The organism is Brevibacillus sp. NSP2.1 (genome assembly GCF_000470975.2).
Classification (GTDB): Bacteria; Bacillota; Bacilli; order Brevibacillales; family Brevibacillaceae; genus Brevibacillus; species Brevibacillus agri.
In genome coordinates this window covers 412626-439162 of the sequence record NZ_CP048274.1, presented here as the reverse complement: position 1 = coordinate 439162, position 26537 = coordinate 412626, and the positions used below count along the sequence as shown (strand labels likewise).

The window sequence follows — 26537 nt, the reverse complement described above, 5'->3', positions numbered from 1 at the left end:
AAGATCGGAGGAACCTGCTATTGAATTTGGAGCTACAGCAATTTAAAGCGAATTTCTTCAAAGCACTGGGTCATCCCCTGCGGATTCGGATTCTGGAGCTCTTGGCGGAGGGAGACAAAAACGTGAACGAGCTGCAAACGCTCATCGGCAGCGAAGGCTCGGCCGTTTCCCAGCAACTCGCTATTTTGCGCAACAACAACATCGTGTACGGAACAAAGGACGGAAACAAGGTGACGTATTCCTTGCGCGACCCGATGATTATCGAGCTGCTCAGCGTTGCCCGGCAAATTTTCAACAACCACCTGATCGACACGATCTCGATGCTGGATCGCTTCAATGAAGAATAGCGGCTGTCGTATGGCAAAAGAAAAAGCCCGGGACTTCTCATCGTCCCGGGCTTGCTTCATTTTTATGCGGAAACGGACACTAGCGCATCCAGCGCAATCAGCGCCTCGGCTTCAATCGCTTTGGCCATCGTCTCTGTGTGCGGGTTGTACGAGGCAAGCAAATCGGCATCGGCGTAGCCGTCAATCGCGAGGATCGACCCGGCCTTCATGCCGCGCAGCGCGGCAATGACGAACAGCGCGGAGTTTTCCATCTCGACAGCCAACACCCCTGCTTTTTGGTACAGCTTGTGCGGAAATTCGAGGACGCCGCTGTAAAAAACATCGAGCGTCAGCGTGATGCCTTCCGCTACGTGCAGCCCCGATTCGTGCGCTTTTGCTGCTTGCACGAGCGCATCTGCCACGCGGCGATTGGCGACAGCCGGGAAACCGGGCGGAACCAACTGGCTTGTAAGCCCGTCCTGGCGCACAACAGCCGAGCTGATGACGAGGCTGCCCGGCTCGATTTCTTGCTGATACGATCCGGCCGTCCCGACGCGGATGATGACCTGTACGCCACCCTTCGCCAGTTCTTCAAAGCATACAGCCGCTCCAGGCGAACCGACGCCGTGGCTGACTACCGCTACCTCCGTGCCCCTCCAGCTTCCGGCATAGCTGTGGTACTCGCGATTTTCCCCAATTTGCCGCGTGTTTTCCAGCTTGGAGGCGATCAAGGCAGCGCGTTTCGGATCGCCGCAGACGATAGCGCGTTTTGGCAGTTGTTCCGGGTCTACTTTCAGATTGGTCAGCATCTCAATCAAACTCCTTTTTCTCCCATTCGTCTTCCGGGATCGGCAACGCCTCACCGGAAAACCGCTCTTCGCGGAACGGGTCTGCGATCAGGTGAAAGCCGTTTTGCTCCCAGAAGCCGGGCTTGTTTTCGCGCATAAACTCAATGCCGCGCAGCCACTTCACGCTTTTCCAGAAATACAGGTGCGGGACGACCAGGCGCAGCGGCCAGCCGTGCTTGTCCGTCAGCGGCTCCCCGTCAAAGGAATGGGCCAACAGCACATCGTCGCGCATCAGGTCGGCCAGCGGCACATTCGCCGTGTAATCGTGATCGCCGTGCAGCATGACGTAGGACGCGGCGGGCACGACACCGATTGCCTGCAAAAAATCACGGAAGCGCACGCCTGTAAATGCATTGTCAAACCGCGACCAGCGCGTCACGCAGTGAATGTCGCTTTTCACCGTCACCTGCGGCAGCGCCATGAGCTGTTCGTAGTTGAGCGTAACTTCCCGGTCGACCTCGCCAAACACGCGCAGCGTCCAGTCCTTCATGTCGTAGGTGGGCACTTCGCCCTCGTGCAAAATAGGAAAGCGCTCTGTCAATACTTGTCCTGGCGGAAGCCGTTTGGCCAATGCCGGGTCGACCGCCGGCACCTTCATCCGTTTGATCCGATCTGCCTTGTTCATGTTGCGTACCCCCTTGGTCTTTGCTGACTGCACCCTCCTTTTACCGGGTGCTCTGCTGATTATGGCTGGCGCCTTGCATCCGATCCTTCAGGAAGAACATCGCCACCACCGTGAGCAAATACGGCAGCATCGAAGTAAACTGCGTCGGAAGCGAGAAGCCTTGCAGACGAATGCTCAGCGCATCCATCAAGCCGAACAGGAAGCTCGACGCCAAAATTCCCAGCGGGTGAGACTGCCCCATCATCATCGCGACCAGGGCGATAAAGCCGCGACCCGCGGTCATCCCTTCCGAAAACATCGTCACTTGCCCCAAAGAAAGCTGCGCTCCGGCAATCCCGCACAAAGCGCCGCACATGACGATCGCGAGCACCTGCAAGCCTGCTACCTTCAACCCAAGGCTGCGGGCAGCCACCGGATTGGAACCGACGGCGAGAACCCGGAAGCCGGTAACCGTCTTGTAAAAGAACAAATAGAGCGCAATCGCGGCCACAAACGCGAGGTAGACGAGCGGCGAATGCCCCGATACGACCTCGCCCACGACCGGAATGTGCTGTAGCCCCGGAATGTCCCACTTCGGCAAGCCTGCCATGTCTTTATCGTAAAAAGCTCCCTTGACGCCAAAAATCGCCCGCAACGCAAACGTCGTCAAACCGAGCGCGAGGAAATTGATCGCCACCCCGACGACGATCTCGTTTGCTTTCAGCTTGATCGTCATATAGGCAAACAGCAGGGAAAAAAGAACGCTCGTCAGCGCCGCGATCAAGATTGCGAGGAACAGATTCCCGGTAAAGTGATTGCCGACGATGGCGGAAAAGGCGCCAACGAGCACCATGCCTTCCAGACCTACATTAAAAATGCCAACCCGCGCGCACAGCGCTCCCCCCAATGCCGCGAGCAAAATCGGCGTCACCATCCGAATGGTAGAACTGACGAGGGACCAATCAAGCAGCTCCATGAGATTCTCCCCCTTTTGCTTTCCGCTTTTTCCACCAGTCGTAGCTGAATTTAGCCGAGATAAACAGGATCAGCACGGCTGAAATCACGCTGGCCAGCTCCAGCGGTACCTCTGTGTTGCGCTCCACGCCCATCGCTCCCGTCTGGAACGCAGCCAGCAGAATCGAGGTAAACACGACACCCACCGGATGGGAGTTCGCCAAAAGCGTTGCCATCAGCCCTGTCCAGGCGAAGTTCGGCACCGTCAAAGCGCCGTCGACAAAACGATAGTGCGCCCCCAGCACCTCGACCGTTCCTGCCAGGCCGGCCAATCCGCCGCTCGCAAACATGCCCGTCAGCATGACGCGAATGCGGTTGATCCCCCCGTACTGGGCAAACAGCGGGTTTTGTCCGAGCATTTTCACTTCATAGCCAAACGGCGTAAAGCGAATCACCCAAAACAGGATCGCGGCACCGACGATGGCAAACAAAAAGCCCGCGTGCACGCTCATCCCCGCAAACAACTTGGGCAACCAGACGCTTTTATCGAGCATGACCGTCTGCGCCAGCGCCGCCGAACCGCTGCGGTCGCGAAACGGCTCGGTTACGAGGTAGCTTGCGAACAGAACGGCGATATAGTTGAACAGCAAGGTGGAGATGAGCAGCGGTATGCGGAATCTCGCCTCCATAAAGCCCGGCAGCAGCGCCCACAAACCGCCTGCCGCCATCCCCGTGAGAATCGCCGCCACCAGCTTCACGACTCCCGGTGCGGGCAAATAGATCGCCACGAGCGTAGCGCTGATCGCCCCGAGCACCATCTGTCCTTCTGCCCCCAGGTTGAACACTCCCGCCCGAAAAGCAAGCGACAGCCCCAAGGCGATCAGCATGATCGGCGTCGCTCTCGCCAAGGTAGAGGTGAAGAAGTAGAAGCTGCCGAAGGCCCCTTTCCACATTTCCTGATACGTGCCCAGGATAGATTCCCCTACCGAAGCGATGACGAGCGCCCCGATCAACAGCCCGATGACAACCGCCAAAAGCGGCTGAACCAGTGATTTACCCAGCTCTTTGATTGCTGCCATGAACGCTTCCTCCCGCCATTAACACGCTGATTTTTTCCTCGGTTGCCTCTTTGCGCGAAAGCTCTCCGGCGATCCGCCCTTTGTACATCACCAAAATCCGGTCTGACAGCGCCAAAATTTCCGACAGCTCGGACGAAACCAGCAAAATTCCGTCGCCTGCGTTGCGCTTGTCGATCAGCGCCTGATGGATGTACTCCATCGCGCCGATATCGACACCCCGGGTCGGCTCCGCCGCGATCAAAAACGGAGTCTCATGTCCCAGCTCTCGCGCCACGATCAGCTTTTGCAGATTTCCGCCCGACAAATTCCCGGCCAGCTCCTGAAGCTGTCTGGAGCCTGTCTTGATCGCGAACTTTTCTACCCAGCCTCTGACGACCTGGCGAAAAGCTTCCCGCCGCACGACGCCGCGCCGATTGAACGCAGGCTTTCGCTGATAGCCCATCAGCGCGTTTTCCTCGACGCTCTCCAGCTTGGCCGTCCCCCACAAGTAGCGATCTTCCGGGATGTGCGCCAAGCCCGCCTCGCGAATCGTCGCGACAGTCTGGTTGGTGACGTCCTTGCCGCCCAGCCGAATCGTTCCCTCCTGTGCCGTCCGCAAGCCGCTGATCGCTTGCAGCAGTTCGGACTGGCCGTTGCCCGATACGCCCGCGATGCCGACGATTTCCCCGTGATGCACGGTAAAGCTGACCCGGTCGAGCAGCGTCTGTTTTTCCCGAACCGTCAAGTTCTCCACCTGCAAAAGCGGCCCCCGCTCCAGATCGACGCGCTCGCTCAGCTCCCGCAGCTCGCGTCCGACCATCAGCCGGGCCAGATCGTCCACATTCGTCTCGTTACGCGCTACCGTGCCCGTCACCTTGCCGCCGCGCAACACCGTGATCCGATCTGCGACCTCCATCACTTCCTGCAGCTTGTGCGTAATCAAAATGACGCTCTTCCCGCTCTCCGCCAGATGGCGGATCGTCTGCAACAGCTCGCGAACTTCAAGCGGCGTCAGCACGGCAGTCGGCTCGTCCAGCACGATGATGTCCGCTCCCTGGTACAGCACCTTGAGAATTTCCACACGCTGCTGCTCGCCGATGGAGCAGTTGGACACTCTAGCCTGTGCATCTATCGGAATCCGGTACTGCTCGCTTAGTGCGCGGACCTTTTCCACGGCGTCCTTCCGGCGGAAAAATCCGGCCTGCTGCGGCTCGTAGCCGATCACGATATTTTCCGCCACGCTAAACTCGCCAAACAGCATGAAGTGCTGGTGCACCATCCCGATCCCGCTGCGAATGGCGTCCTGCGGCCCGCGAAAAGCGACAGGCTTGCCGCCTAGCACGATCTCGCCGGACGTAGGCTGCTCCATGCCGTACAGCATCCTCATCAGCGTCGTCTTGCCCGCGCCGTTTTCCCCGACGATGGCGTGGACTTCTCCCGCAGCAAGCGAAAACGAGACCTTGTCGTTTGCAATAAAATCTCCGTATTTCTTGGTCATGGCCCGCATTTCCAAACGATCGGTCATCCTTGCTCCTCCTTCTTTGCGCCTAGCCTTTCTCTTCCTTGCCTCTGCTCCTTGCCTTGCATATAAGGAAGACCGACTACACAGTTGTAGTCGGTCACAATCATGCACTGTGCGCTAGCTGTTAAAACGAGTCTGGCACTTTGCGGGTACCAGCGATGATCTCCTCGCTGATCGCTTTTACTTTGTCCACGACTTCCTGGCCAATAAAAGCGTTCAGAGGCGTCTGGCTCTCGTGCGTCACATACGTTACGCCTACGCCTTTTTCTTTCAGGCCGTAAGTGACAACGCCCGGCTTGAACGAGCCTTCTACGAACGACTTCACGGTTTCATACGCAGCGGCATCTGTCCCTTTGAGCTGGGACAACACGATGTGCTCAGGGTCGATCGTGGTGCGGTCAACGTCCTGTCCCGATGTATAGAAGCCTTTTTCCTTCGCGGCCTCGAACACGCCGAGGTCGCCTACTGCTGCCGCTCCGTTGATGAAGTCGGCGCCTTTGGATGCTTGCAGCAGCGCCAGCTCCTTCGCTTTTGCCGGGTCAGAGAAGCTTCCTACGTAGTTCACCAGGAACTCCGCGTTTGGATTGGTTGCTTTCAAGCCTTCCTGGAAGCCGCCTGTCCATTTTTTCAACAGCGGAATATCCATGGCGACAACCATGCCGACCTTGTTTGTCTTCGTGGCAAGACCTGCCGCAGCGCCCATCAGGTAAGCCGCTTCCTGCTCGCGGAAGGTAACGCTGCGCACGTTTGGCAAATCTACTACGGTATCAATAATCGCGAAGTTGCGGTCAGGATTTTCGGCTGCCACTTTTTTCAGCGCGTCTTCCGCTTCAAAAGAAGAAGTGATAATCAGATCGTAGTTTTCCGCTACCGCAACGCGCAAATTTTCTTCGATGGCGCCGTGGTCAGTAGACTCGATGCTTTTTACTTCTGCGCCAAATTCCTGTCCTGCTTTTTTCGCGCCTTCGTCCATTTGCTGGAAGAACGGGTTTACCCCGATTTTTTCCGGCAAAATCAGCGCAATGCGCTTCTTCGCCGCGCCTTCTTGCCCTGCCGCTTCTTCTTTTGGCTTGTCAGCAGGCGCATTTCCGCCAGCCGAACAGCCCGCAGCCAAAACAGCAAAAGTGGTGAATGCTAACAACAACTTCTTCATGGTGTCTTCCGCTCCCATCCGAACGTTCTACGTTTTTTCTGTATCCTACTACGTAATGTACGGCTTTTTTCCGAAAAAATCAATATTAAACACGAATATTTTGCAATAAAAATATTTTATCGTTCGTGTATTACCCCTCCTGACAACAAAAAAACTCTTCCCGAAGGAAGAGTTTGCGTCCGAAGCCGTCCTCTTCCTCATCTGTCAAAACCCCGGTACAGGTTTTGCAGGAATTGGCACCTTTCTGTCCATGTCACGCATGTCCAGTGGTTGCCGGGCTTCATCGGGCCAGTCCCTCCGCCGCTCTCGATAAGGAGATAAAAACTATCAAGTTACAATGCATTCATTCTAGCAGAACAAACTGAAAAAGCAATTGTTTTTTCAGACTGTTCTCGCCAATTTTACACTTTGGCGCCTATTGTCTGTGAAACGTTTCCTGCAGCCGATGCGACAGATTGTTCAGCTCCCCCAGCTCTTCGGTAATTTCCCGCACCTTTTGATGCTGGTTTTCCGCTGTGGCGAAAAGCTCCTCCAGATTGGCGACCGACTGCTCGGTGACAGCGGTAATGGTCGACATTTCCATCGCCACTTCGCCCGAGCGCATTTTTACCCGGTTCATGCTGGAGCCGACCTGCTCCGCTGCCTGCAGGAAGGCCATCATGCCGGAGCGCACCGCCTCGATCGACGCCACTGTTTTCACAGCCAGCTCCTGGCCTTTTGCCACCGAAGCTTCCCCGTTGCTGATCTGCTGTACAGCGTTCTCGCTTTCCTGATGGAGCGATTTGAGAATCTCGGTAATTTCCTGTGTAGCGGTTGCGCTCTGCTCCGCCAGCTTGCGCACCTCGTCTGCCACCACGGCGAAGCCGCGGCCGTGCTCGCCTGCACGCGCCGACTCGATGGCGGCGTTTAGCGCAAGCAGGTTCGTTTGTGTCGCAATCTGGTTGATGGCTCCTACGATTTCCTCGACCCGATTGGCCTGGCGGTTGAGCTGGTGAATCGTCGACGCTGCCACGTTGACGGCAGAAACGATCTGTTCCATTTGCTGCGACAGCTCTTTCATCATGTCGACGCTTTCTTTCAGGCGGCGGTTGTTCTGGTCGGACTCGCTCTTCATCGCGTTCGTCTGCGTGGTGACCGCCACGATCTCCTGGTCGATCGACTGCACCTCTTCCTCGATCTTCACTGTCGAGTTCGCCTGCGACTCCATGCCCGTCGCCACTTCCTTGAAGGCGATCATCATTTCATCCGTATTGCGTTTCGTTCCTTCGGCATGCTCGTGTACGTGCTCTGTCGTACGGTCGATCTGCTCGGTCATCTGTTGGATATGGACGAGCATCTCTCCCAGGCGACGCTCTTTTTCTTCCGCTTCCTGGCGGGCGATGTTTGCCTTCTGCAAGGACGCTTGTCCCGCCAGACAGAGGTACGTCACCGCTCCCATCATCATCAGAATCGCCATGATGCGTAGCACCAGATTCAGCTCGGTGAAATCGCCGCTGAAAATCTCGTACGATCCTGTGTAAAATCCGACCAGCGTCACGATGATTTGCGCAATTCCGGCTGTCACTACGAGCTTCCAATCCAGGTAAGCCGCGAGAAAACCCATGACCACAAAAGCGAGAAACGTAACTTCTGGATACGTCGTGAAATGATCGAACGAAATCGCGTAAAACATAAGTCCGATCGCTACCAGATAACGAATGACATGGCTGTCTCTTTTGATGAAGTAAAAAGGCGAAACAATAAGGGTGACCAGCAATCCGAGGGACGTCACTTTCCAGAAATTAGCGTCGACTTGATAGGCAATGAGTCCCGCCATCCACAGATGGTTCCATAGGATAAAAATCATAAAGCCTTCTTTGTCCGTTAATGTGTTGCGAACCAATTGAATCATAGTTGCCCCCCTTTTCCCTGCTACTTATGTATCGGATTCTTTTTCCATTATATCGCGCTCAGATTGACTAATTTGTGAAAAAAGTGAGAACAGCCAAAACCAGTGACGAATAGGCTACTATCATACCCCTTATTTTAAGACATCTGGAAAGGAACTAAGAACCGTGGAAGAACAACGCAATCTTTTGCCAGCCACCGTGCTGACGCGGACGATCCAACGTCCGAATACCACGATTTATTACCCGCAACTGGCGGGGCTAGCCAATCAGCAAGCAGAAAAAGACATCAACCGCGCCATTTTGCAAACGGTCCAAGGATTGATTCACGAACAGCAACGGGTACAAGTACCGGGAAATACCCAAATGCAAGGAAGCTACGAAATCAAAACGAACGAGCGCGGCATTTTCAGCGTCACCATGAGCAATTACGCGTACACTCCGCAAATGGCCCACGGCATGACCTTCCTCGGGTCGGTGACGGCAAACATCCATACAGGCAAGCTCTATACGCTGCGCGAGCTGTTCAAGCCGGGCAGCGACTACGTCAACGTCCTGTCCGCGAACATCAAACGCCAGATCGAGGCGCGGCAAATCCCGACGCTGAACGGTTTTACCACGATCAAGCCCGATCAAGATTTTTACGTTGCCGACAAATCATTGGTCATTTACTTCCAACTGTACGAAATCACCCCGTACTATGTCGGCTTCCCGATGTTTCCCATCTCCATCTACGAGTTGGAGCCCATCATTGACGAAAACGGGCCGCTTGGCATTTTGGCTGCCGATTAACAGCCCTCCTTTTACCTTCTTCCCCGAGCTGATGCCCTTGAAACGGCATCGGCTTTATTTTTGTCAGAAAAACGCCTTCTTTTCCACTCGAATAAACATTTACTTATATGTCCTGAACTGCTACTATGTTATTTGTACATATTTACTTAAGCAATCAAGCGCTTCGTCTTTCGAACCAGCTTTTCCTGGAGGTCTGATATCATGCAACATTACGGTCACAAGATCGGCCAAGCTGCCAGAGTCTTCAGTAAAACATTGAATGGAATCATGTCCCCGATGGGATTATATAGCTCGCAATGGAGCATTATTCTTTGCCTGCACTACCGCAACTCTTTGACGCAGGTGCAACTGAGCAACTACCTGAATGTCGAAGCCCCGACGATTACCCGGACATTGACCCGGCTGGAAGAGATGGGCTGGATCATCCGCTCAGAAGGCGACGACAAGCGGGAACGGTACGTGTCGCTCTCGCCTGCGGCAATCGAGCGTTTTCCCCAGTGGCTGCAAGCGGCGCGCGATTTGGAAGCGGTTGCCTTGCGCGATCTGGACGAGAACGAGCTTGCCGTCTTCAACCGGGTGCTGAAAAAGATGACGGAAAATTTGAATACGCAAGCGTAGGCTTGTTTTTGATACGACGACACGACAAAAGGGCTTCTACTCCTGAGCGGCTAAGCAGCCGTGCTCAAGCAGAAGCCCTTTTCCCTATTGCGGGTTGCTGTTTACATCATCCGTTTGACCATGCTGCGCGCCATCCAGACGCCTGCCGCACCCGCCTGCGCCAGTCCGCGCGTGATCCCTGCCCCGTCGCCCCCGCAGAACAGTCCTTTGATTTCCGTCTCAAACTCCTCTGTCAGCTTGGGACGCGCCGAGTAAAATTTCGCTTCGACGCCGTAAAACAGCGTGTGCTCCGAGGCAATTCCCGGCGTGACCTTGTCCAGCGCTTCCACCATTTCAATGAGGCTTTTCATCGTATTGTAAGGCAGCACCAGTCCGAGATCGCCCGGCACGGCTTCCTTCAAGGTCGGCTCGAGGAAGCCTTCCTTGATCCGCGCTTCCGTAGAGCGGCGCGCCCGCAAAATATCGCCGTACTTTTGCACGATCACGCCGCCGTTGGACAAATCGTTGGCGCGTTTGCATATCTCGCGCGCGTACTCGTTCGGCTTGTCAAAAGGTTCCGTGAACGTATGCGAAACGAGCAGCGCGAAGTTCGTATTGGTCGAGCCGAGCGCCGGGTCTTTGTAGGAATGCCCGTTTGCCGCCATGACCCCGCTGTGGTTTTCCACGACGACGTGCCCGGACGGATTGCTGCAAAACGTGCGGACCCGCGTGCCGACGGATGTGTTGAAAATAAACTTGCCCTCGTACAAATGCTCGTTGATTTCGCGCATGACGACATCGGACGTCTCTACGCGCACCCCGACGTCCACCTGGTTGTTGTACATTTTCAGGCGGCGCTTTTTCAGGATGTTGGTCAGCCAAGCCGAGCCGTCCCGGCCAGGTCCGATCACGACAAAGTCACTCTCGTACTCTCCCCCGTTTTTCAGGACGACGCCTCTCACGCGATGGCCGCCGTCTTCCTTGACCGTCAAAATGTCCTCGACCTCGGTCTTGAACATCATGTCGATCCGTTCCTTCAAATATTCAAAAATCGACTGCAAAATCTCCAGGTTTTGCTCTGTGCCCAAATGGCGCACCTGTGCGCGCAGCAGCTTGAGCCCTGCCGCGTACCCGCGCTGCTCGATGCTTTTGATCGTCTCTGTCGTCGGATCGGTAATCGTGCGGGTCGCGCCGTGCTCCAGGTTGATTTCGTCGACGTATTTGATTAGACCAAGCACAGTGGAAGGACTGAGGTAATCCGTCATCCAGCCGCCGAACTCCGTCGTGATGTTGAATTTGCCGTCACTGTAAGCGCCTGCTCCACCAAAACCGCTGGTAATCGAACAGGCCGGCAGACAGCCCGCATAGTCCTTTTTCCCGGCAGGCGGCGGACAAAGCTTGATTTTTTCTTCCAGGATCGGACAGCGTCTGCTGTAAATGTCGTGCCCTTTATCAATGAGAAGCACCTTGGCATTCGGCGCTTTTCGCGTCAGCTCATAACATGTAAAAATTCCGGCTGGTCCTGCTCCTACCACAATCGCATCGTATTTCTTCACTTCCAGTTCCTCCCCGTAAGCATGTTGGAATACTAGGCTTTCACCAAGCATAGATGGCTCTTGCGCTGTCTATCCCTGCCCGCGGCAACAGACGACAACGCAAAAAATTCCCGGCCGACGAATAAGGTATGTCAAAAAACACCCTCATTCGTAGCCGGGAATTTACGGTTCCCTGTAGAGACCCTCAAACCATATCTTTGAGGATATACGAATTTGTCATGTATTCATCAAGCCAGTCTTGTAGCCAACAACAATATGTATAGTAGCGTATAAGCTGAATCAAGTCAATATTCTTCAGCCCATTTATTCGTGTTTACATTTTTTTAATATAAAAAATACGATTGAAAAACGGTTTCACAAAGCAAAATCCGAACATTACATCCGAACGTTCGTCATTTCCGGTGAGTCTCTCCGAAAAACCCGGGAGGAATCGACACAAAAAGATAGAATATATAGAATTTTAAGAAATTATTTTCGTATTACTACTCTCATACAAAAAGGATGAGGCTTGCCCATGCGGGATTATCGCTATTACCAGTCTGCCTTTGCCGGTATTCCAAAGCCGTTCGCCTTCGTCGACCTGGATCTTTTGGAGCAAAATGCAGAGCAAATCGGGTTGCAAAGCAATGGAAAGCCGATTCGGATTGCCAGCAAATCCATCCGCAGCGTCGGTATTCTCAAACACCTTTTGCAACTGGACGACTGCCTTTCCGGGCTGATGTGCTTCTCCGCGCCCGAAGCGCTCCATTTGTGCGCGGCGGGCTTTGACGATTTGCTGCTGGGATATCCTGTCTGGGAAAAAAGCTGGCTGATCGCGCTTGGCGAGCAAATCCAGCAAGGGCGCTCCCTCACCCTCATGATCGACTCTGTCTCGCACGTGGAGCATCTGGAGCAAATCGCCCGCGAGCAAGGCGTCATTTTCCCCGTCTGCCTGGACATCGACATGTCGTCCGATATATTGGGCCTGCATTTCGGCGTGTGGCGCTCCCCTCTGCGCTCGCTGGAACAAGCCGTCGCGCTTGCTTCCCGCGTCGCTTCCTCCAAACACCTCAAACTGGACGGCATCATGGGCTACGAAGCGCAAATCGCAGGCGTCGGCGATCGCTACCCCCGGCAATTTTTCAAAAACAGCCTGATTCGCCTGCTGAAGCAGCAATCGGTCAAGGAGGTGGCTCATCGCAGAGCGGAGCTGGTGAAGGCGATCGGCGAGCTGGGCATTTCGCTGCGCTTCGTCAACGGCGGCGGAACGGGCAGCCTGCATCATACGGGAAGAGAGGACGCGGTTACCGAGCTGACAGCCGGCTCCGGCTTTTTTTCGCCCGGCCTGTTCGATTACTACCAGGACTTTCATTTTCAGCCGGCTGCCGGATTTGCGCTGGAAATCATTCGCAAGCCTGCCGAGCATATTTACACATGCGCGGGCGGCGGCTATATCGCCTCCGGTTCCGCAGGGGCGGATCGCTTGCCTAAGCCGTATTTGCCAACGGGCGTTCGGCTTATGCCCAACGAGGGCGCCGGCGAAGTGCAGACGCCCATCCAGTATCGCGGCATGGAGACGTTGCAGTTGGGCGATCCCGTCTTTTTTCGCCACGCCAAAGCGGGAGAACTATGCGAACGCTTTTCACGGCTCTACTGTGTTTCAGGCGGAAAAGTTGTCGAGGAAATGACGACCTATCGGGGGGATGGACAATGCTTTCTATAAGCAAAAAGGCAAACCGCTTTCGCAACTGGACAGGAAATGTGCAAAGCCAGCCGCGGCAAATCGCGCTGCCGCAATCGCTGGACGAGGTCGTCTCCATCGTCCGCGTCAAGCTCCGTGTTCTTCCCGCCTACCGTCTTCGCTACCAGAGCCTGCGCATGCCGCTGGACGAATGCTTGTCCTCCCTGGATACTTTCAAGCAATCACACCGCCATTTCGAGTTTTTCTCCTTCCCTTACTCCGACACCGTGCAAGTGAAATTCATGAACGAAACCTCGGAGCCTTCCAGCGCGAATCAGCAATGGAGCTACCTGAAAAAAATGGTCGTGGAAAACGGGCTGTTTTGGCTGCTGTCCGAAAGCTGCCGCCTGCGCCCCGCGCTCGCCCGCTCCGTGAGCAGGCTGTCCGCCCAAAGCGTGCCGGCGGTCAACGAAAGCGGCTACAGCCACGAGCTGTTCGCCACCCCGCGCCTCGTCCGCTTTTACGAGATGGAATATTACCTGCCCGCCGAGCATATGGGCGAGGCCATCCGGGAAATGCGCCAGGCCATCGAACAGGAGCGCTTCAACGTTCACTTCCCCCTGGAATGCCGCTACGTGAAAAAAGACGACATCTGGCTCAGCCCCGCCTACGAGCGCGACAGTGCCTTTATCGCCGTGCACATGTACAAAGGAATGCCCTATGAAGCGTATTTCGCCCGCATGGAGCAAATTTTCCGGCGCTATGGCGGCCGCCCGCACTGGGGAAAAATGCACAACATGACCGCCGACGAGCTGCATCAAGTCTACCCGCGCCTGCCTGATTTCCTCGCCATCCGCTCGCGGCTCGATCCCGAAGGCATGTTCGTCAATCCGTACTTGTCCGAGCTGTTCGGGCTTTCCTGACGCCTGGAGCCATTCGCATGTCCGCGCACGCAAAAATGCCCCTGCCATTTGCCGTGGCAGGGGCATTTTGTCTGGTCGGGCGCTTAGCCTTGAGTCGGGATGTCCGGGTTGCTTTTCTTGCCGCGGCCATAGCGCACATAATAGTAGAGATAAAACAGCGCCAGTGCGCCAAGTCCGTAGAACAGCCCCACTCGCTGCGTCGGATCGAACGCCGGGAAAATCAGGATGAACGTGCACAACGCCAGGCACAGCAGCGGCATCACCGGGTAAAACGGCGCCACGAACTGCAAATCCTCCAGCTTGCCGCCCTCCCGCAAATATGTCCGGCGGAAGTTGAATTGGGACAGGGCAATGCCCATCCAGGTGAAGGTGACCGCGATCCCGGAGACAGACATCAGCAGGACATAAACGGTATCGGCAGCAATCACGCTGGTCAGCAGCGACAAGAGCGAGAAAGCCAATGTCGCCAGCAGGCTGTTGAGCGGCACGCTTCTTTTCGTCAACCTGCCGAATACAGGATGCGCCATGCCGCTGTGCGACAAGGCCCACAACAAGCGCGTGGCCGCGTACAGGCACGAGTTGCCGACAGACAACAGCGCCGTCAGGATGACGAAGTTCATGATATCTGCCGCAAACGGAATCCCTACAGAATCAAACACCGTCACGAACGGACTCTCCAACAGCCCCAGCTCGCTTGCCGGGAACAGAGCGGACAAGATCGTCACAGAAGCCACGTAGAACACGAGGATGCGGAAAACGACATTGCGGATCGCTCGCGGGATGTTTTTTTGCGGGTTCTCGGCTTCACCCGCAGCAATCCCGATCAGCTCAGAGCCTTGGTAGGAAAACACGACGTTCATCATCGTGACAAAGACAATGGTAAACCCGAACGGAAACAGACCGCCCTCCGCTGAAAAGTTGGTGAAGAACGGGGCTTCCCGGCCTTCCATACTGATAATACCGAAAATAGCACCTAGCCCGACAATAATGAAGATGAGGACAGCCAGCACCTTGATCCCCGCAAACCAGTATTCGGTTTCCGCGAATCCTTTCGTTGTCAAAGCGTTGAAGGTAAACAGCAAAAGAATAAACAGGGCGCACCAAATCCAGATTGGCGTATCCGGGAACCATCTCTGCATGACCATCCCGGCGGCGGTAAACTCCACGCCAGCCGTCGTCGCAGAGCCGAGCCAGTACATCCAGCCGAGCGTAAAGCCGCTGGCCGGGCCAATGTACTTCGTCGCATACGTTTGAAAAGAGCCGGTTACAGGCATTTTCACAGACAGCTCACCCAGGCAGGTCATGACCAGGTAGAGCAAAATGCCTCCGACGAGAAACGCGACGAGCGCACCGCCCGGCCCCGCCTGGTTGATCGTATAGCCTGCGTTCAGAAAAAGCCCCGTTCCGATGACCCCACCCAAAGACAGCATAAACAGGTGGCGGCTTTTCATCGAGCGCTGCAGCTCTTTGTCCTTGTGAATCCCACCGTTCATATGATCCCTCTCTTTCCCCGCTCGGGAATGGCAAAATAAGATGCCGGGAAGGAACTGCCTGCGTTAGAAGCGCAGGGACAGGCAGCTCAATCCTCCGTCTTGCTTCTGAAATTCGGACATCTCCAGCTCGATCACCTGGTAGCCAGCATCCGTAATTTGCTTTTTCGTGCTGTCGTAGCCTTTCGGAATGATGACGTAGTCGTTGATGTGGATGCAGTTCGCGGAATACTCCGCTTCTTTTTCCACGATCAGGTGCTTGTAGTCTTTGAACACGGGGGAATCAATAAATTCGCCTGCCAGTACCAAGGTGTTGTTGCCCAGGTAGGCGATTCCGGTTTTCAGATGGAAAAACTCCTTCAGCGGAACGATCGTGACTTCGTAGCCGTACTTGGAGAGAATGTCCCGGAACTGCTTCGCGCCTTCCTCGTTCGTGCGCGTGGACAGTCCCACATAAAAATGGTTTTCTACCTGCATGACGTCGCCGCCATCGAGGAAGCCGGGAGCCTGAATATATTCAATCGTGTCAAAAAAGCGCGGGAGCACTTGCTTCATGTCCTCGATCTCACCGTTGCGGCTTTCCGCGCCAGGGTTGGTGATAACCGCGCACTTTTCCGTCAGGACAGCCGTATCTTCGACGAATGTGGAGTCCGGGAAACGCTCGTCCGCTTCCAACACGGTCACTTCCAAACCGGCTTGCTTCAAAGCCTCTATGTAAGCAGCATGCTGCTTTAGCGCCAGAGCGTAGTCCGGCTTTCCGAGATCAGATGTCGTCAGGCCGTTCACATAGCTTTGCCCCGGTTTTCTTACAATCGCGCGAGAAAATCTCATGATAGTCGTTCTCCCTTCTTTTTTTGAAATCATTCTTGAGATCTGCAAATCGTTCAGGTGCCCGCTTCCGTTCAGGCGCACCGGCTTTGCCTGGAAACGCTTCCGCATAAGCCCGCGCCCTGCTGCCCGTGCGCTGCCACTGATAGCGTCGTGCCTTTGGCGGCGGCATGCTCGGCTGCAAGCCATTCTGCCTGGATCGGCCAGTGCGTTTGCTGCCTTACGCCGCCACCTTTTATTCCGTATCGTGGAATCGCTTCTACAATACAAAATCACACCCTTAATGTAAAATAGTTTTAAATTTTTTGTCAATGAATTTTTACCTGCTCGAAATCTTGTTGATTCGCCTGAACAATTCTGATAGATTGATCTCATAAAATGCTGGCGAGACAACTGGCAAGCAGTCCTACGTCACTAGAAAGCCAGGAGGGAAACACGTTGGTACAATCGATTGACCGGGCAATGAGCATCATCTTTGTCCTGATATCTGACGAGAGCAAAACGCTCTGGCCCATCTCGGAAATCGCTGAGAAAACGTCTCTCCCGCTCAGTACGGTACACCGTTTGATTAGCAGCCTGATGAAGTACGGCTTGATCCAGCAGGTTCCGGAAACCAAGCAATACAAGGTCGGCCTGACCTGGATGGAGATCGGGCTGCGCATTTTGGACAAAATTGATGTGCGGGCAGTCGCCAGAACCGTCATGGAGCAATTGGCGGCAGATGTGCGCGAGTCTGTCTATCTGAATATTCCGCACGGCCATGACGCCATCGTGCTCGAACGGGTGGAAAGCTCCATGACGGTGAGAAGCATCGACAATTTGGGCGAGCGCATCCCGCTGCATATCGGAGCCGCCAACAAAACGATCCTGGCCAACATGGAGCCACAGGAAGCCGAACGGATCGTCGCCGCGCTGATCCCGGAACCCGAGCGCCGCCGCGAACTGCTTCTGCTGCTGCCGCAAATCAGGCAAAATGGATACGCTGTCAGCTACGGGGAGAAAACGGAAGGTACCGCTTCCATCGCGGCTCCCATCATCGGCTACAATCAGCGGGTAGTCGGCGCATTGAGCATCGGCGTCCCCAGCTATCGCATCACCGACGAGCTTTTGTCCACCCTGATTGAGCGGGCCAGACAAAGCGCCAAGGAAATTTCCCATAAGATCGGCGCATTGCCTTAATTTTTTACCCACCAAACGGAAATAGTTTTCACTATACGGAAAACGGAGGCATTTATCATGCAAAAATGGCAGACAAAAGAACAACTCGTCGATCTCCTGTGCAACCTGGTCAACATCCCGAGCGTGACCGGATCGCCTGCCGAAAAAGACTTGCCCGGTTACGTCGTCGATCAGCTCCGCTCACTGCCTTACTACCAGGCCAATCCCGACCATGTCCGGGCCAACCCGACCGGGGATGGACGGCACTTTGTCACCGCTCTCGTCAAAAAGCCGGGCGTGCGCGACACCGTGATTTTGGTCAGCCACTTCGATGTGGTCGATGTCGAGGATTACGGCGGCTGGATGAAGCACGCCTTTGACCCGAAAACGCTCACTCCGCTCTTCCAGCAAAACCAAGCTGACATGCCTGCCGAAGTTCAGCAAGATTTGCGCACAGGCAACTGGCTGTTTGGCCGCGGGACGATGGATATGAAATGCGGGCTCGCCCTGCACATGTCGATGATCGAGCGGGCGTGCGCCGGGGAATTTGACGGCAACCTGCTCTTGCTGACCGTTCCCGACGAGGAAGTAAACTCTGTCGGCATGCGCGCGGCTGTCCCTGAGCTGTTGAAAATTGCCGCAGAATTTGATTTGCGCTACACGACTGTGCTCAATTCGGAGCCGATGTTCACCCGTTTCCCGGGCGACCAAAACAAGTATTTGTACACTGGCTCCATCGGCAAGGTGCTGCCGGGCTTTTTGTGCTACGGAAAAGAAACGCACGTGGGCGAGCCGTTTGCCGGGCTGAACGGCAACTACATGGCCTCGCAGATTACGTGCGAGCTGGAGCTGAACACTTCTTTTTGCGAAGTCGTCGAGGGGGAAGCTTCCCCGCCTCCTACCAACCTGATTCAAAAAGACTTGAAAAAAGAGTACTCGGTGCAAATTCCGCATCGCGCCGTGACGCTGTTCAACCTGTTCCTTTTGGAAAAGAAGATGGAGGAAGTCGTGGAGCCGCTCCTGGACGCAGCGCGAAATGTAGCCGAGCGCATCCGGGAAAACTACCTTCGCCATGCCAGCCAGTTCGCCAATTTTGCTCCTTTTAGCCCGCGTGACCTGTCCATCTCCGTAATGACCTACGAGGAGTTGTACACGTACGCCCTGAAAACATACGGCGAGGACAAGCTGCGCCAGCTCGAGGCAGACGTCATCGCCAACCGCCACGACAAAGACGATCGCGACACGACCATCGAGCTGGTCGATCGACTGGCGATTCTCTGCAAAGAGTTGTCTCCGATGATAATCCTGTTCTTCGCTCCGCCGTTTTACCCGGCTGTCAGCTCGCGCAATCACCCGCTGATCCAGAAAACAGTGGCCGAGATGGAGGCGTATGCGCGGGAACAGCACCAGGTCACTTTGCGCAAACAAAACTACTTCGGCGGCATCTCCGACCTGAGCTACGTCGGACTGCAATACCCGGCAGCCTCCATGCAGCCACTGGTCGCCAACATGCCGCTGTGGGACAACGGCTACTCCATCCCGCTACAGGAGCTGGAAGCTTTTGACGTGCCCGTCATGAACCTCGGCCCTGTAGGCCGCGATGCGCATCAATGGACGGAGCGGCTCGATGTGGACTACGCATTCGACACGTTAAAAGACATGCTGCCTCGCTGCATCCAGTCTCTGCTGCAAAATGGGCAGGCGGCAAAGGAATGAGATAGCTTTTTCCCCGCTTCCAAACAGAAAGGTTCTTACGTCGCCGCGGCTGGCTGCCGTCTCACGCGTAAGAGCCTTGCTGTTTTCCGGCGCTTTTTTTCTGCCTTGCCCCCCGCTTTTTCTTTATAATGAAGAAAAGTGATCGCTGAGGAGGACTCGTCATGAACTTTGAAGCAAAAGAAAAAGGATTCGTCACCCATTTATCGTACGGCGACCTGCACGTCTCCGGCGATGAAGCATACGGCTTTCGCCCGTACCAGTTGCTGGTCTCCTCGATTGCCGCTTGCAGCGGCGGCGTGCTGCGCAAAGTGTTGGACAAGATGAGAATGCCGTGCACCGATATGAAAATCACAGCCGATGTCACACGCAACGAGGCAGAGGCAAACCGCGTCGAGAAAATTCACCTGCACTTCATCATTACCGGGGAAAACTTGAAGCAGGAACGAGTGCAAAAAGCTGTAGAAGCCGCCAGCAAAAACTGCCCGATGGTCCAGTCGGTAAAAGGCAGCATCGTCGTGACCGAGTCTTTTGAGCTGGTTTCCTGATCGGCTCGCTTTCCCTATGCGCCATCATTTTTGGAAAGGAGAGGTCATCATGGGCGACCAGCACGCAAAAAATCCTTCTCCTCCCTTTTTGGCTGCGGCCTTGTTCCTCCTGAAAAGCATGCAGCACGTCGTTTTGCCGCCGAGGAGGCTGTCGCTTCCGTCGCAGCCGCCAGCGGAGCATCCCTGTCTTTTTTCGCGTTCTTTTTCGATGTCCTGGAACCAGATGAAACCGCGCCCGGCAGCTACTCGCCCAGCCGCTCCTGGAAGCCGCACGAAGACAGCTATCAGCTTCACTCGCTCCATCGCTGCACAGAGCTTGTCCTCGCCTTGCAGGCCGACCAGCAGAGCACAAATCCGCTGGACCTCCTGCAAAATCAGATCCGTTTTCAGCAACTGCTGCACACGATCTGGAGCGCCGCCAGCACGCAACCTTCAGTCGATTCGGCAAAAGCAATCGAGCAGACGCTTTCCTACATCCATGCGAATTTTGCAGCGCCGCTCTCTTCCGGCCGATCTGGCGAACAAGGCCGGACTGACACCGCGCTACTACACCGAGGTTTTCAAAAAGAACATCGGCAAATGCCCGATTGAATATGTGACCAGCTACCGGATGGACCAGGCGAAGAAGCTGCTGCGCGAATCGAAAAAACCGTAGCCCTGTCCCGCTGGCGGCTGCCGCAAGCAGCAGTCCGTGCCCCTGCCTAAACCATGCACGTGCAAAAGGACCCTCTGCCCCGCGAAAATCCACAAGGCCAGAGGGTCCTTATTCTGTTTATAAAATCGGAGACAACAATCGCGTCAATGATTCTTGCATACGCGTGCGAAGCGGGCGGTTGAAATACTCTTCCACCGTCATTTCCCGGCAATCGGCGAGGTCTGCCACGAACAGCTCCTCCAACTGCCGCGCCATCTGCGAATCGTACAAGAACACATTGGTTTCAAAATTGAGCTTGAAGCTGCGGATGTCGACGTTCGCCGTCCCTACCGAGGAAAGCTGGGTGTCGACCACCATCGTCTTGGCGTGCATGAAGCCTTTTTCGTACAAATAGCAGCGCACGCCGCTTTTCAACAACTCGCCCAGGTAGGAGTGCGTCGCCCAGAAAACCATCAGGTGGTCCGGCCTGCCCGGCACCATCACGCGCACGTCCACCCCGGACATCGCAGCCATTTTCAACGCGGTCAGCATGCTGTCGTCCGGTATGAAGTACGGGGTCTGCAAATAAATCTTGTGGCGCGCCTTGTAGATCATTTTCAAAAACGCGTGCTTGATCTGCTGCTTTTCCGAATTTGGCCCGCTCGACACGATCTGGCAGCCAATTGTGCCCTTTGGCTCCGGCATCTCCGGGAAGTAGTCGAACGACTCCTGCATTCTTTTCGGCGCGGACAAATTCCAGTCCAGGAAAAAGCGCGCCTGCAGCATGTAAACGGCTTTCCCCTCAATTTGCAGGTGCGTATCCCGCCAGTACCCCAGCTTCTTGTCCTTGCCCAAATATTCGTCGCCGATGTTGAAGCCGCCAATATAGCCGCTTTTTCCGTCAATGATCGTCAGCTTGCGATGGTTGCGAAAATTGACCCGGAAATTGAGGAACGGAATCGACGAAGGAAAAAACGAGACGACTTCTCCGCCTGCCTCTACCAATGGCCGGAAAAACCGGGAAGAGACGCCCGCCGATCCGACCGCATCATAGAGCAGCCTGACCTCTACGCCTTCCCGCGCCTTTTTCGTCAACAGCTCCAACAGCCGCGTCCCAAGTTCATCATCATTGAAAATATAGTAGAGTAAATGAACGTGCTCCTTGGCCTCCTCAATCTGCCTGAACATGAGGTCGAACAAGCTGTGCCCTTCGGCGAACACCTGGACGGCATTGTCCTGTGTATAGTAGGCGCCGTCGCTCACCACGTTCATGAAAATCATGTCGCGATGCCGCTTCATCTCCGGATCGTTCACCTGCAGCTCGCCCTGCTCCAACAGCTTCTTCTGCTTGTCGACAGCCGCACGGAAATGGGAAAACTCTCCCTGGCGCAGCCGATACAGCTTTTTCTTGCTCAGTCTTTGCCCAAAAATCAGATAGAGGAGAAACCCGATACCCGGCAAAAACAGAAGAACCATCAGCCAGGCCCAGGTAGCCGCAATGTTGCGCCTCTCCATGAAGATGAGAACAGCGGCCAAGATCAGATTCCCTATCGTAATGACCGCCACAATTTGCTCCAGCAACAACATCACACCACATCCACCCTCACAAGATATCTCCCATTTTACACCATTTCCTCCCGGGATTCATCCTGGGATTCATCCTGGGCCCCGGACCGGGTCGGTTACTGCCCCAAAAGCTTCCCGTTTTTCATGATGCATGTATCGTCCAAGTAAACATCCGGCTCTTTGACCACCAGATCAATGTGCACCCCTGCCACAATCGTTCCGCCGAACGTATTGTTGCTGCCGAAGGCCACGTGAATCGTTCCGTACACCTTCTCGTCCTCCAGCACGACTCCCGTAATCCGCGCCTTGTCATTCGTCCCGATCCCAAATTCGCCGAGCATGCGTCCGTCCTGGTCGCCCAAAATTTGCAACAGCCGCTCGGCGGACGTGCCTTCGGCGTGGGTAATCCGCCCTTTTTCAATCGTCAGCAGCAGCGGCGAGTCGATTTTGCCGATCCCGGAAATCGAGCCGTCCACCACGATTTGCCCTTCTGCCGTGCCCTCCAGCGGCGCCACGTAAGCTTCCCCCGACGGCAGGTTGCCCGATTCGCCTGGATTGACGTACATGCCTGTGCTCGGCACGCCATTGCGTCCAGCGATGGAAAAAGTGAGCGACTTGCCCGCCTTTTCGATGCGAACGGTGCTGGCTGCGGTCAGCAGTTCGGTCACTTTCTCCGTCAGCACTTTTACTTGCGCGTAGTCGGCAGAGATCGCGCCCTCCAAAAACATGTCGGCCGTAATACTCGGCATGGTGGCGAGTCTTGCGCCGTTGGCCGCCGCTTCTTTTCGCGCTTTTGTATGCGTCAAGGAATGCTCGGTCACGCACACGACCACATCGGCGCTTTTCATCGCCGCAGCTACAGCCGCCGGAGGCTCCTGGCCTGATTTTTCCCGCTCTTTCATCACCATCAGCATCGCCTCTGCCCCGAGCTGCTTGCCAGCCTCGAAGAGCACTTCGCCAAGCTCTTGCTTAGGCTCGTCCGCGACCACCAAAAAAGCTTCGTTCGCCTGAAGTGCCATGCAGTTTGTCAAAATAGCCTTGCTCGTCTCTATCAGCTTCATCCGATTCATCATCCTCTGCCTCTTTCTCTCTATCATTATGTCCATCACGATCCTGCAAACCATGTTGTCTTCGCTTTCTTTTGCTGCCACTCCTGCTCGCGAAGAAACTGGCGAAATTTTCTTGATTTTTTCTTCGGATTTAGTATGATGAATGTACAAATAAAAACGCAAAAGACAACGGGGTCTTTTTCTGCGCTTGTGATAGAGCGCCGGGAAGGGCCCTGTTTTTTTGCCTGGGGCCAACTTCCCGAAAAATGAGAGCGTTTTCATTTGGGGTTCCTGACAATCTCAGAAAGAAAAGGGGATGACAACAATGTCTCACACACTGGCAAAGCGCAGCTTTTGGTCGCTGACGCTGCTGATGGCCGCTGCACTGCTCGCAGCGTCGCTGCCTGTCTTGGCGCACGCGGCAACACCAGCTCCACAAGTGTTCGACAAGGGGAAATGGGCACCTGCCACCTATCAGGCTGTCAACGCATTGATCGAGAAAAACGGCAGCAAAAATCCTGCCTACAACGCGGCCAAAAAGCCGTATGTCGTCTTTGACTGGGACAACACCAGCATCATGCACGATACGGAAGAAGCCCTCTTTGTCTACCAGATCAACCACCTCGCCTACAAGCTCACGCCGGAAGAGTTCGGCAAGGTGATTCGCACCAACGTGCCGGAAGGGCCTTTTTCCGATGCGTATAAAAACGTGGACGGCAAACCTGTCACTCTCGACGCGATCGCAAGCGACCTGGTTGCCGACTACACTTACCTGTACCAAAATTACGAAGGGCTCAAAGGCAGCAAAACGCTGGAGGAAGTGAAGGCAACGGAGCAATTCGCCGACTTCAGAGCGAAGCTGTATTTTCTCTACGAAGCGATCAACGACACACACAGCAACACCATCGGCTATCCGTGGGTGCTCTACCTGTTCACCAACATGACGATCGACGAGGTTCATCAGCTTGCCGAGGTTTCCAACGATGCGAGCCTGGGCATGGCGATTGAAAAAGTAACCTGGACGAGCCCGAAAGCTTTGGCAGGCAAAGCAGGCGTAGTAAAAGCTTCCCACACAACCGGGCTGCGCCTGACTTCGGAAGTGGCGAACCTGATGAACACGCTGCGCGCAAACGGCATTGACGTCTACGTCGTGTCCGCTTCGCTCGAGGACGTGGTGCGCGTTTTCGCCACCCTGCCGAAATACGGCTACAACCTGCCATCGGAAAACATCATCGGCATGCGGCTGAAAACGGAAAACGGGCTGATTACGAACGTGTACCAGCCAGATTACCCGATCACTGTCGGGCACGGCAAAACAGAAGTAATCGAGAGCGTGCTGGTCAAAAAATACGGCTATGGGCCGATCTTTATCGCGGGCGACAGCAACGGTGATTTTGAGATGATGACCGAGTTGGACAGCGTACAGCTCGCCCTGGTCGTCAACCGCGTCAAAGGCGGCAAAATCGGCCAGCAGGCAGCCAAAGCCGCCGAGCAGCTCGGCAAAGCCAGCCCAACGGTTGTCCTGCAAGGCCGTGACGAAAACACCGGCATGTGGATTCCGAGCGAGTCGACCATTCGGCTGGGCGAAAAAGAGCCGCAGTTGATCTCCAAATAAACGAGCTAGAAACGAGAAAAAACCGCCCGTACAAGCAGGCGTTTTTTTCTGTTCAGCCCATTTTTTTGCCTAGCCCAAGCCCATTCCACGCCCATGAGAAAAAGCCCCGCCAAGTGCAGGTGGCAGGGCTTCCCTCTATCACACGCTGTTATTGCATCGCTACTTTCAATACAGCACGAACAGAGTCAGCCGATTTGTCCAGCGCTGCCTTCTCGGAGGCAGTCAGATCCAGCTCGATGACTTTCTCGATGCCGTTGCCACCCAACAAGGTAGGCACGCCGAGGTACAGGTCGTGGTAGCCGTACTCGCCTTCGAGATAAGCGATGGACGGCAGGATGCGCTTCTTGTCTTTCAGAATCGCTTCCGCCATTTCCACCAGGGCGGCCGCAGGCGCGTAGTAGGCGGAGCCGTTGCCGAGCAGGGCCACGATCTCGCCGCCGCCTTTGCGCGTGCGCTCGACGATGGCATCGAGGCGATTTTGCGGGATCAATTTGTCGAGCGGGATGCCGCCTGCGTAGGAGTAGCGCAACAGCGGCACCATTTCGTCACCGTGTCCGCCAAGCACGAAGCCTGTCACGTCTTCCACGGAGACGTTCAGCTCCATGGCGACAAACGTGCGGAAGCGCGCCGTATCGAGCACACCGGATTGACCGATGACGCGGTGTTTCGGGAAGCCGGATGTTTTGAAGAACGTATAGGTCATCGCATCTACCGGGTTGGACAGGATGAGTACGATGGAGTTTGGCGCGTAAATTTTCACTTGCTCCGCTACCGAACGCATGATAGCCGCGTTCGTCGCCACCAGGTCGTCGCGGGACATGCCTGGCTTGCGGGCGATCCCTGCTGTAATGATGACGATATCGGAGCCTTGAATATCCTTGTAGTCGGACGTTCCGGTGATGTTGGCATCAAAGCCGAGCACCGGCGAAGACTCCATCATGTCCAGCGCTTTTCCTTTGGTCGGGTTCTCAAGCTGCGGAATATCGACCAAAACGATGTCAGCCAGTTCTTTTTGCGCCATGATGAACGCCGTTGTCGCTCCGGTAAAGCCGCTGCCGATGACGGCTACTTTTTTTCTGCGGAATGTCATGGTAGTTCCTCCTCGTCGTGTCGTTTCCCACATATGTTACAAGACCAGCTTCACACCGCTTGCTTTTTGCTCCAGCATTTTGGAGAGAATCGTACCGATGTGGGCGCCTGCCTCGATCGGCGACGTCCCTTGACGATGAATATTGGAAATTACCGTGCGCTCGGACTCTACCATTCCTTTGCGCGGACGGTAGCACATGTAGGCGCTCATGGAGTGGGCCGTAACCAGACCCGGACGCTCTCCGATCAACAGCACCAGCACTTCCGGCTCCAAAATCTCGCCGATATGGTCCATGCTCGCGACGCGTCCGCCTTTGACAAAAAACGGAGTCCCGCAACTCAGGCCGTAGCTTTTCAACGAGTCCATCAAGGAGGGAAGCACGTCTTTCAGGTTGGCGTCGACCGCGCTGGCACTCAGGCCGTCGGAGACGACGATTTGTACCTGCGGCTTCTTTTGGCAACGCTCCTGAAGCAAGCGCACGCCTTCCTCGGTGAGAACGCGTCCCATGTCCGGGCGCTTCAAATAGTTTTCGGTGTTGTCGTACTGGGTTTCTACCGTGAACAAGGAAAACTGGTCGAGCACTTCCTGGCTGACTTCCCCGTAGACGGCATCGACTGCCGCTGCGTGGTCGCGGCGGAGTTGCAGCATCGTTTTCGTCAGCGGTCTTACCCCTGTACGCCATACGCCGATCCGCGCAGGCGTGCTGGCCAACAACTCATCCAGCCCTTCCTTCCATTTCGGATTCGGGATTTGCGCTGTTCGCTCCGGCTCCGCTGGCGCGGCGTGTGTCTCCTGCGGGCGGGAAGCCATTGGTGCCGGAGCTGCTTCCTGCTGTGCCCCGGCTTTCGCGTCCGCCGCTGCTGCCGCTTTTGGCTCAGGCGCTTTTTCGCCCAGCTCGGTCAGCTTTTTTTGCAGCTCTGCCACCACTTTGTCTACCAAAAAATCCAATTGTTGTTCCATCCGTCAT

General features: G+C 55.3%; 24 protein-coding genes and 2 riboswitches. Of the genes, 10 read left to right on the top strand and 14 right to left on the bottom strand.

All coding sequences use genetic code 11. The features are described 5' to 3' along the window. Window positions 1–20: 20 nt before the first annotated feature. The gene (locus M655_RS02175; protein WP_005827573.1) at window positions 21–347 is read left to right on the top strand and encodes an ArsR/SmtB family transcription factor; all 327 of its coding nucleotides are present in this window, start codon (window positions 21–23) and stop codon (window positions 345–347) included. 62 nt (window positions 348–409) lie between these two features. On the opposite strand, the gene M655_RS02170 is transcribed toward M655_RS02175, so the two are convergent. The 7 genes from M655_RS02170 to M655_RS02140 form a co-directional block, all read right to left on the bottom strand. Continuing rightward, complete coding sequence (locus M655_RS02170; RefSeq protein WP_007777312.1) at window positions 410–1135, bottom strand: nucleoside phosphorylase; 726 nt, start codon at window positions 1133–1135, stop codon at window positions 410–412. Window position 1136: 1 nt separating this feature from the next. Further along, window positions 1137–1799, bottom strand: coding sequence for a sulfite oxidase-like oxidoreductase (locus M655_RS02165; protein WP_005827568.1), 663 nt, complete (start codon window positions 1797–1799; stop codon window positions 1137–1139). Window positions 1800–1839: 40 nt separating this feature from the next. After that, window positions 1840–2754, bottom strand: coding sequence for an ABC transporter permease (locus M655_RS02160; protein WP_026557586.1), 915 nt, complete (start codon window positions 2752–2754; stop codon window positions 1840–1842). Then, complete coding sequence (locus M655_RS02155; RefSeq protein WP_026557587.1) at window positions 2741–3811, bottom strand: ABC transporter permease; 1071 nt, start codon at window positions 3809–3811, stop codon at window positions 2741–2743. The genes M655_RS02160 and M655_RS02155 overlap by 14 nt, the downstream gene beginning before the upstream one ends. Next, the gene (locus tag M655_RS02150; RefSeq protein WP_026557588.1) at window positions 3786–5315 is read right to left on the bottom strand and encodes an ABC transporter ATP-binding protein; all 1530 of its coding nucleotides are present in this window, start codon (window positions 5313–5315) and stop codon (window positions 3786–3788) included. The genes M655_RS02155 and M655_RS02150 overlap by 26 nt, the downstream gene beginning before the upstream one ends. A gap of 121 nt (window positions 5316–5436) precedes the next feature. Continuing rightward, the gene (locus tag M655_RS02145) at window positions 5437–6465 is read right to left on the bottom strand and encodes a BMP family lipoprotein (protein ID WP_005827564.1); all 1029 of its coding nucleotides are present in this window, start codon (window positions 6463–6465) and stop codon (window positions 5437–5439) included. Window positions 6466–6659: 194 nt separating this feature from the next. Further along, window positions 6660–6781, bottom strand: a riboswitch (SAM riboswitch). 99 nt (window positions 6782–6880) lie between these two features. Beyond that, complete coding sequence (locus M655_RS02140; RefSeq protein ID WP_005827563.1) at window positions 6881–8356, bottom strand: methyl-accepting chemotaxis protein; 1476 nt, start codon at window positions 8354–8356, stop codon at window positions 6881–6883. Window positions 8357–8519: 163 nt separating this feature from the next. Here M655_RS02140 and M655_RS02135 point away from each other — a divergent pair, with 163 nt between their 5' ends. Next, window positions 8520–9143 (top strand): DUF3298 and DUF4163 domain-containing protein, encoded by a 624-nt coding sequence (locus tag M655_RS02135; RefSeq protein ID WP_005827561.1) that lies wholly within the window; start codon window positions 8520–8522, stop codon window positions 9141–9143. 201 nt (window positions 9144–9344) lie between these two features. After that, on the top strand, window positions 9345–9761 hold the full coding sequence (locus M655_RS02130) for a MarR family winged helix-turn-helix transcriptional regulator (RefSeq protein ID WP_005827560.1): 417 nt from the start codon (window positions 9345–9347) through the stop codon (window positions 9759–9761). 101 nt (window positions 9762–9862) lie between these two features. Here M655_RS02130 and M655_RS02125 read toward each other — a convergent pair whose 3' ends face one another. Then, entirely contained in the window at window positions 9863–11296 is a 1434-nt protein-coding gene (locus tag M655_RS02125; RefSeq protein WP_005827559.1) for an NAD(P)/FAD-dependent oxidoreductase, read from the bottom strand. A gap of 131 nt (window positions 11297–11427) precedes the next feature. Then, a riboswitch (purine riboswitch) is annotated at window positions 11428–11527 on the bottom strand. Between the two features lie 283 nt (window positions 11528–11810). Between M655_RS02125 and M655_RS02120 the strand changes: the two genes are divergently transcribed. Next, a complete protein-coding gene (locus M655_RS02120) occupies window positions 11811–12998 on the top strand; it encodes an amino acid deaminase/aldolase (RefSeq protein ID WP_005827558.1) in 1188 nt (395 codons plus the stop codon). Continuing rightward, the gene (locus M655_RS02115; RefSeq protein ID WP_026557589.1) at window positions 12986–13879 is read left to right on the top strand and encodes a D-arabinono-1,4-lactone oxidase; all 894 of its coding nucleotides are present in this window, start codon (window positions 12986–12988) and stop codon (window positions 13877–13879) included. The genes M655_RS02120 and M655_RS02115 overlap by 13 nt, the downstream gene beginning before the upstream one ends. Before the next feature lie 83 nt (window positions 13880–13962). On the opposite strand, the gene M655_RS02110 is transcribed toward M655_RS02115, so the two are convergent. Together M655_RS02110 and M655_RS02105 are read right to left on the bottom strand one after the other, a co-directional pair. Further along, window positions 13963–15372, bottom strand: coding sequence for an amino acid permease (locus tag M655_RS02110; protein WP_005827554.1), 1410 nt, complete (start codon window positions 15370–15372; stop codon window positions 13963–13965). Between the two features lie 63 nt (window positions 15373–15435). Then, window positions 15436–16200 carry a dimethylarginine dimethylaminohydrolase family protein gene (locus M655_RS02105; RefSeq protein ID WP_026557590.1) on the bottom strand — a complete coding sequence of 255 codons (765 nt, stop codon included), beginning with the start codon at window positions 16198–16200 and terminating at the stop codon, window positions 15436–15438. 435 nt (window positions 16201–16635) lie between these two features. On the opposite strand from M655_RS02105, the gene M655_RS02100 reads away from it, so the two are divergent. From M655_RS02100 to M655_RS02085, 4 genes are all read left to right on the top strand, one after another. After that, window positions 16636–17376, top strand: coding sequence for an IclR family transcriptional regulator (locus tag M655_RS02100; protein ID WP_026557591.1), 741 nt, complete (start codon window positions 16636–16638; stop codon window positions 17374–17376). Between the two features lie 57 nt (window positions 17377–17433). Continuing rightward, window positions 17434–19071, top strand: coding sequence for a M20/M25/M40 family metallo-hydrolase (locus M655_RS02095; protein ID WP_005827549.1), 1638 nt, complete (start codon window positions 17434–17436; stop codon window positions 19069–19071). A gap of 161 nt (window positions 19072–19232) precedes the next feature. After that, complete coding sequence (locus M655_RS02090) at window positions 19233–19616, top strand: OsmC family protein (RefSeq protein WP_005827547.1); 384 nt, start codon at window positions 19233–19235, stop codon at window positions 19614–19616. Window positions 19617–19665: 49 nt separating this feature from the next. Further along, window positions 19666–20271 (top strand): helix-turn-helix transcriptional regulator, encoded by a 606-nt coding sequence (locus tag M655_RS02085; protein WP_007777341.1) that lies wholly within the window; start codon window positions 19666–19668, stop codon window positions 20269–20271. A 117-nt stretch (window positions 20272–20388) separates the two neighbouring features. Here the strand turns inward: M655_RS02085 and cls are convergent, their stop codons facing one another. Continuing rightward, window positions 20389–21837 (bottom strand): cardiolipin synthase, encoded by a 1449-nt coding sequence (gene cls / locus M655_RS02080; protein WP_005827542.1) that lies wholly within the window; start codon window positions 21835–21837, stop codon window positions 20389–20391. 95 nt (window positions 21838–21932) lie between these two features. Then, entirely contained in the window at window positions 21933–22877 is a 945-nt protein-coding gene (locus tag M655_RS02075; protein ID WP_081414726.1) for an aminopeptidase, read from the bottom strand. Window positions 22878–23190: 313 nt separating this feature from the next. Here M655_RS02075 and M655_RS02070 point away from each other — a divergent pair, with 313 nt between their 5' ends. Continuing rightward, complete coding sequence (locus tag M655_RS02070; RefSeq protein ID WP_007777346.1) at window positions 23191–24480, top strand: haloacid dehalogenase-like hydrolase; 1290 nt, start codon at window positions 23191–23193, stop codon at window positions 24478–24480. A gap of 148 nt (window positions 24481–24628) precedes the next feature. Here the strand turns inward: M655_RS02070 and mdh are convergent, their stop codons facing one another. Beyond that, window positions 24629–25570: a malate dehydrogenase gene (gene mdh, locus M655_RS02065; RefSeq protein WP_005827536.1), complete on the bottom strand. Its 942-nt coding sequence runs from the start codon at window positions 25568–25570 to the stop codon at window positions 24629–24631. A 36-nt stretch (window positions 25571–25606) separates the two neighbouring features. Continuing rightward, entirely contained in the window at window positions 25607–26530 is a 924-nt protein-coding gene (gene eutC / locus M655_RS02060) for an ethanolamine ammonia-lyase subunit EutC (protein WP_005827534.1), read from the bottom strand. Window positions 26531–26537 lie beyond the last annotated feature (7 nt).

What these genes read in the sequence shown, in the direction of transcription:
- M655_RS02170 (WP_007777312.1), bottom strand. Translation starts at nt 1,135, where the DNA reads ATGCTGACCAATCTGAAAGTAGACCCGGAACAACTGCCAAAACGCGCT.
- M655_RS02165 (WP_005827568.1), bottom strand. Translation starts at nt 1,799, where the DNA reads ATGAACAAGGCAGATCGGATCAAACGGATGAAGGTGCCGGCGGTCGAC.
- M655_RS02160 (WP_026557586.1), bottom strand. Translation starts at nt 2,754, where the DNA reads ATGGAGCTGCTTGATTGGTCCCTCGTCAGTTCTACCATTCGGATGGTG.
- M655_RS02155 (WP_026557587.1), bottom strand. Translation starts at nt 3,811, where the DNA reads ATGGCAGCAATCAAAGAGCTGGGTAAATCACTGGTTCAGCCGCTTTTG.
- M655_RS02150 (WP_026557588.1), bottom strand. Translation starts at nt 5,315, where the DNA reads ATGACCGATCGTTTGGAAATGCGGGCCATGACCAAGAAATACGGAGAT.
- M655_RS02145 (WP_005827564.1), bottom strand. Translation starts at nt 6,465, where the DNA reads ATGAAGAAGTTGTTGTTAGCATTCACCACTTTTGCTGTTTTGGCTGCG.
- M655_RS02140 (WP_005827563.1), bottom strand. Translation starts at nt 8,356, where the DNA reads ATGATTCAATTGGTTCGCAACACATTAACGGACAAAGAAGGCTTTATG.
- M655_RS02130 (WP_005827560.1), top strand. Translation starts at nt 9,345, where the DNA reads ATGCAACATTACGGTCACAAGATCGGCCAAGCTGCCAGAGTCTTCAGT.
- M655_RS02120 (WP_005827558.1), top strand. Translation starts at nt 11,811, where the DNA reads ATGCGGGATTATCGCTATTACCAGTCTGCCTTTGCCGGTATTCCAAAG.
- M655_RS02115 (WP_026557589.1), top strand. Translation starts at nt 12,986, where the DNA reads ATGCTTTCTATAAGCAAAAAGGCAAACCGCTTTCGCAACTGGACAGGA.
- M655_RS02110 (WP_005827554.1), bottom strand. Translation starts at nt 15,372, where the DNA reads ATGAACGGTGGGATTCACAAGGACAAAGAGCTGCAGCGCTCGATGAAA.
- M655_RS02105 (WP_026557590.1), bottom strand. Translation starts at nt 16,200, where the DNA reads ATGAGATTTTCTCGCGCGATTGTAAGAAAACCGGGGCAAAGCTATGTG.
- M655_RS02095 (WP_005827549.1), top strand. Translation starts at nt 17,434, where the DNA reads ATGCAAAAATGGCAGACAAAAGAACAACTCGTCGATCTCCTGTGCAAC.
- M655_RS02090 (WP_005827547.1), top strand. Translation starts at nt 19,233, where the DNA reads ATGAACTTTGAAGCAAAAGAAAAAGGATTCGTCACCCATTTATCGTAC.
- M655_RS02085 (WP_007777341.1), top strand. Translation starts at nt 19,666, where the DNA reads ATGGGCGACCAGCACGCAAAAAATCCTTCTCCTCCCTTTTTGGCTGCG.
- cls (WP_005827542.1), bottom strand. Translation starts at nt 21,837, where the DNA reads ATGTTGTTGCTGGAGCAAATTGTGGCGGTCATTACGATAGGGAATCTG.
- M655_RS02075 (WP_081414726.1), bottom strand. Translation starts at nt 22,877, where the DNA reads ATGAAGCTGATAGAGACGAGCAAGGCTATTTTGACAAACTGCATGGCA.
- M655_RS02070 (WP_007777346.1), top strand. Translation starts at nt 23,191, where the DNA reads ATGTCTCACACACTGGCAAAGCGCAGCTTTTGGTCGCTGACGCTGCTG.
- mdh (WP_005827536.1), bottom strand. Translation starts at nt 25,570, where the DNA reads ATGACATTCCGCAGAAAAAAAGTAGCCGTCATCGGCAGCGGCTTTACC.
- eutC (WP_005827534.1), bottom strand. Translation starts at nt 26,530, where the DNA reads ATGGAACAACAATTGGATTTTTTGGTAGACAAAGTGGTGGCAGAGCTG.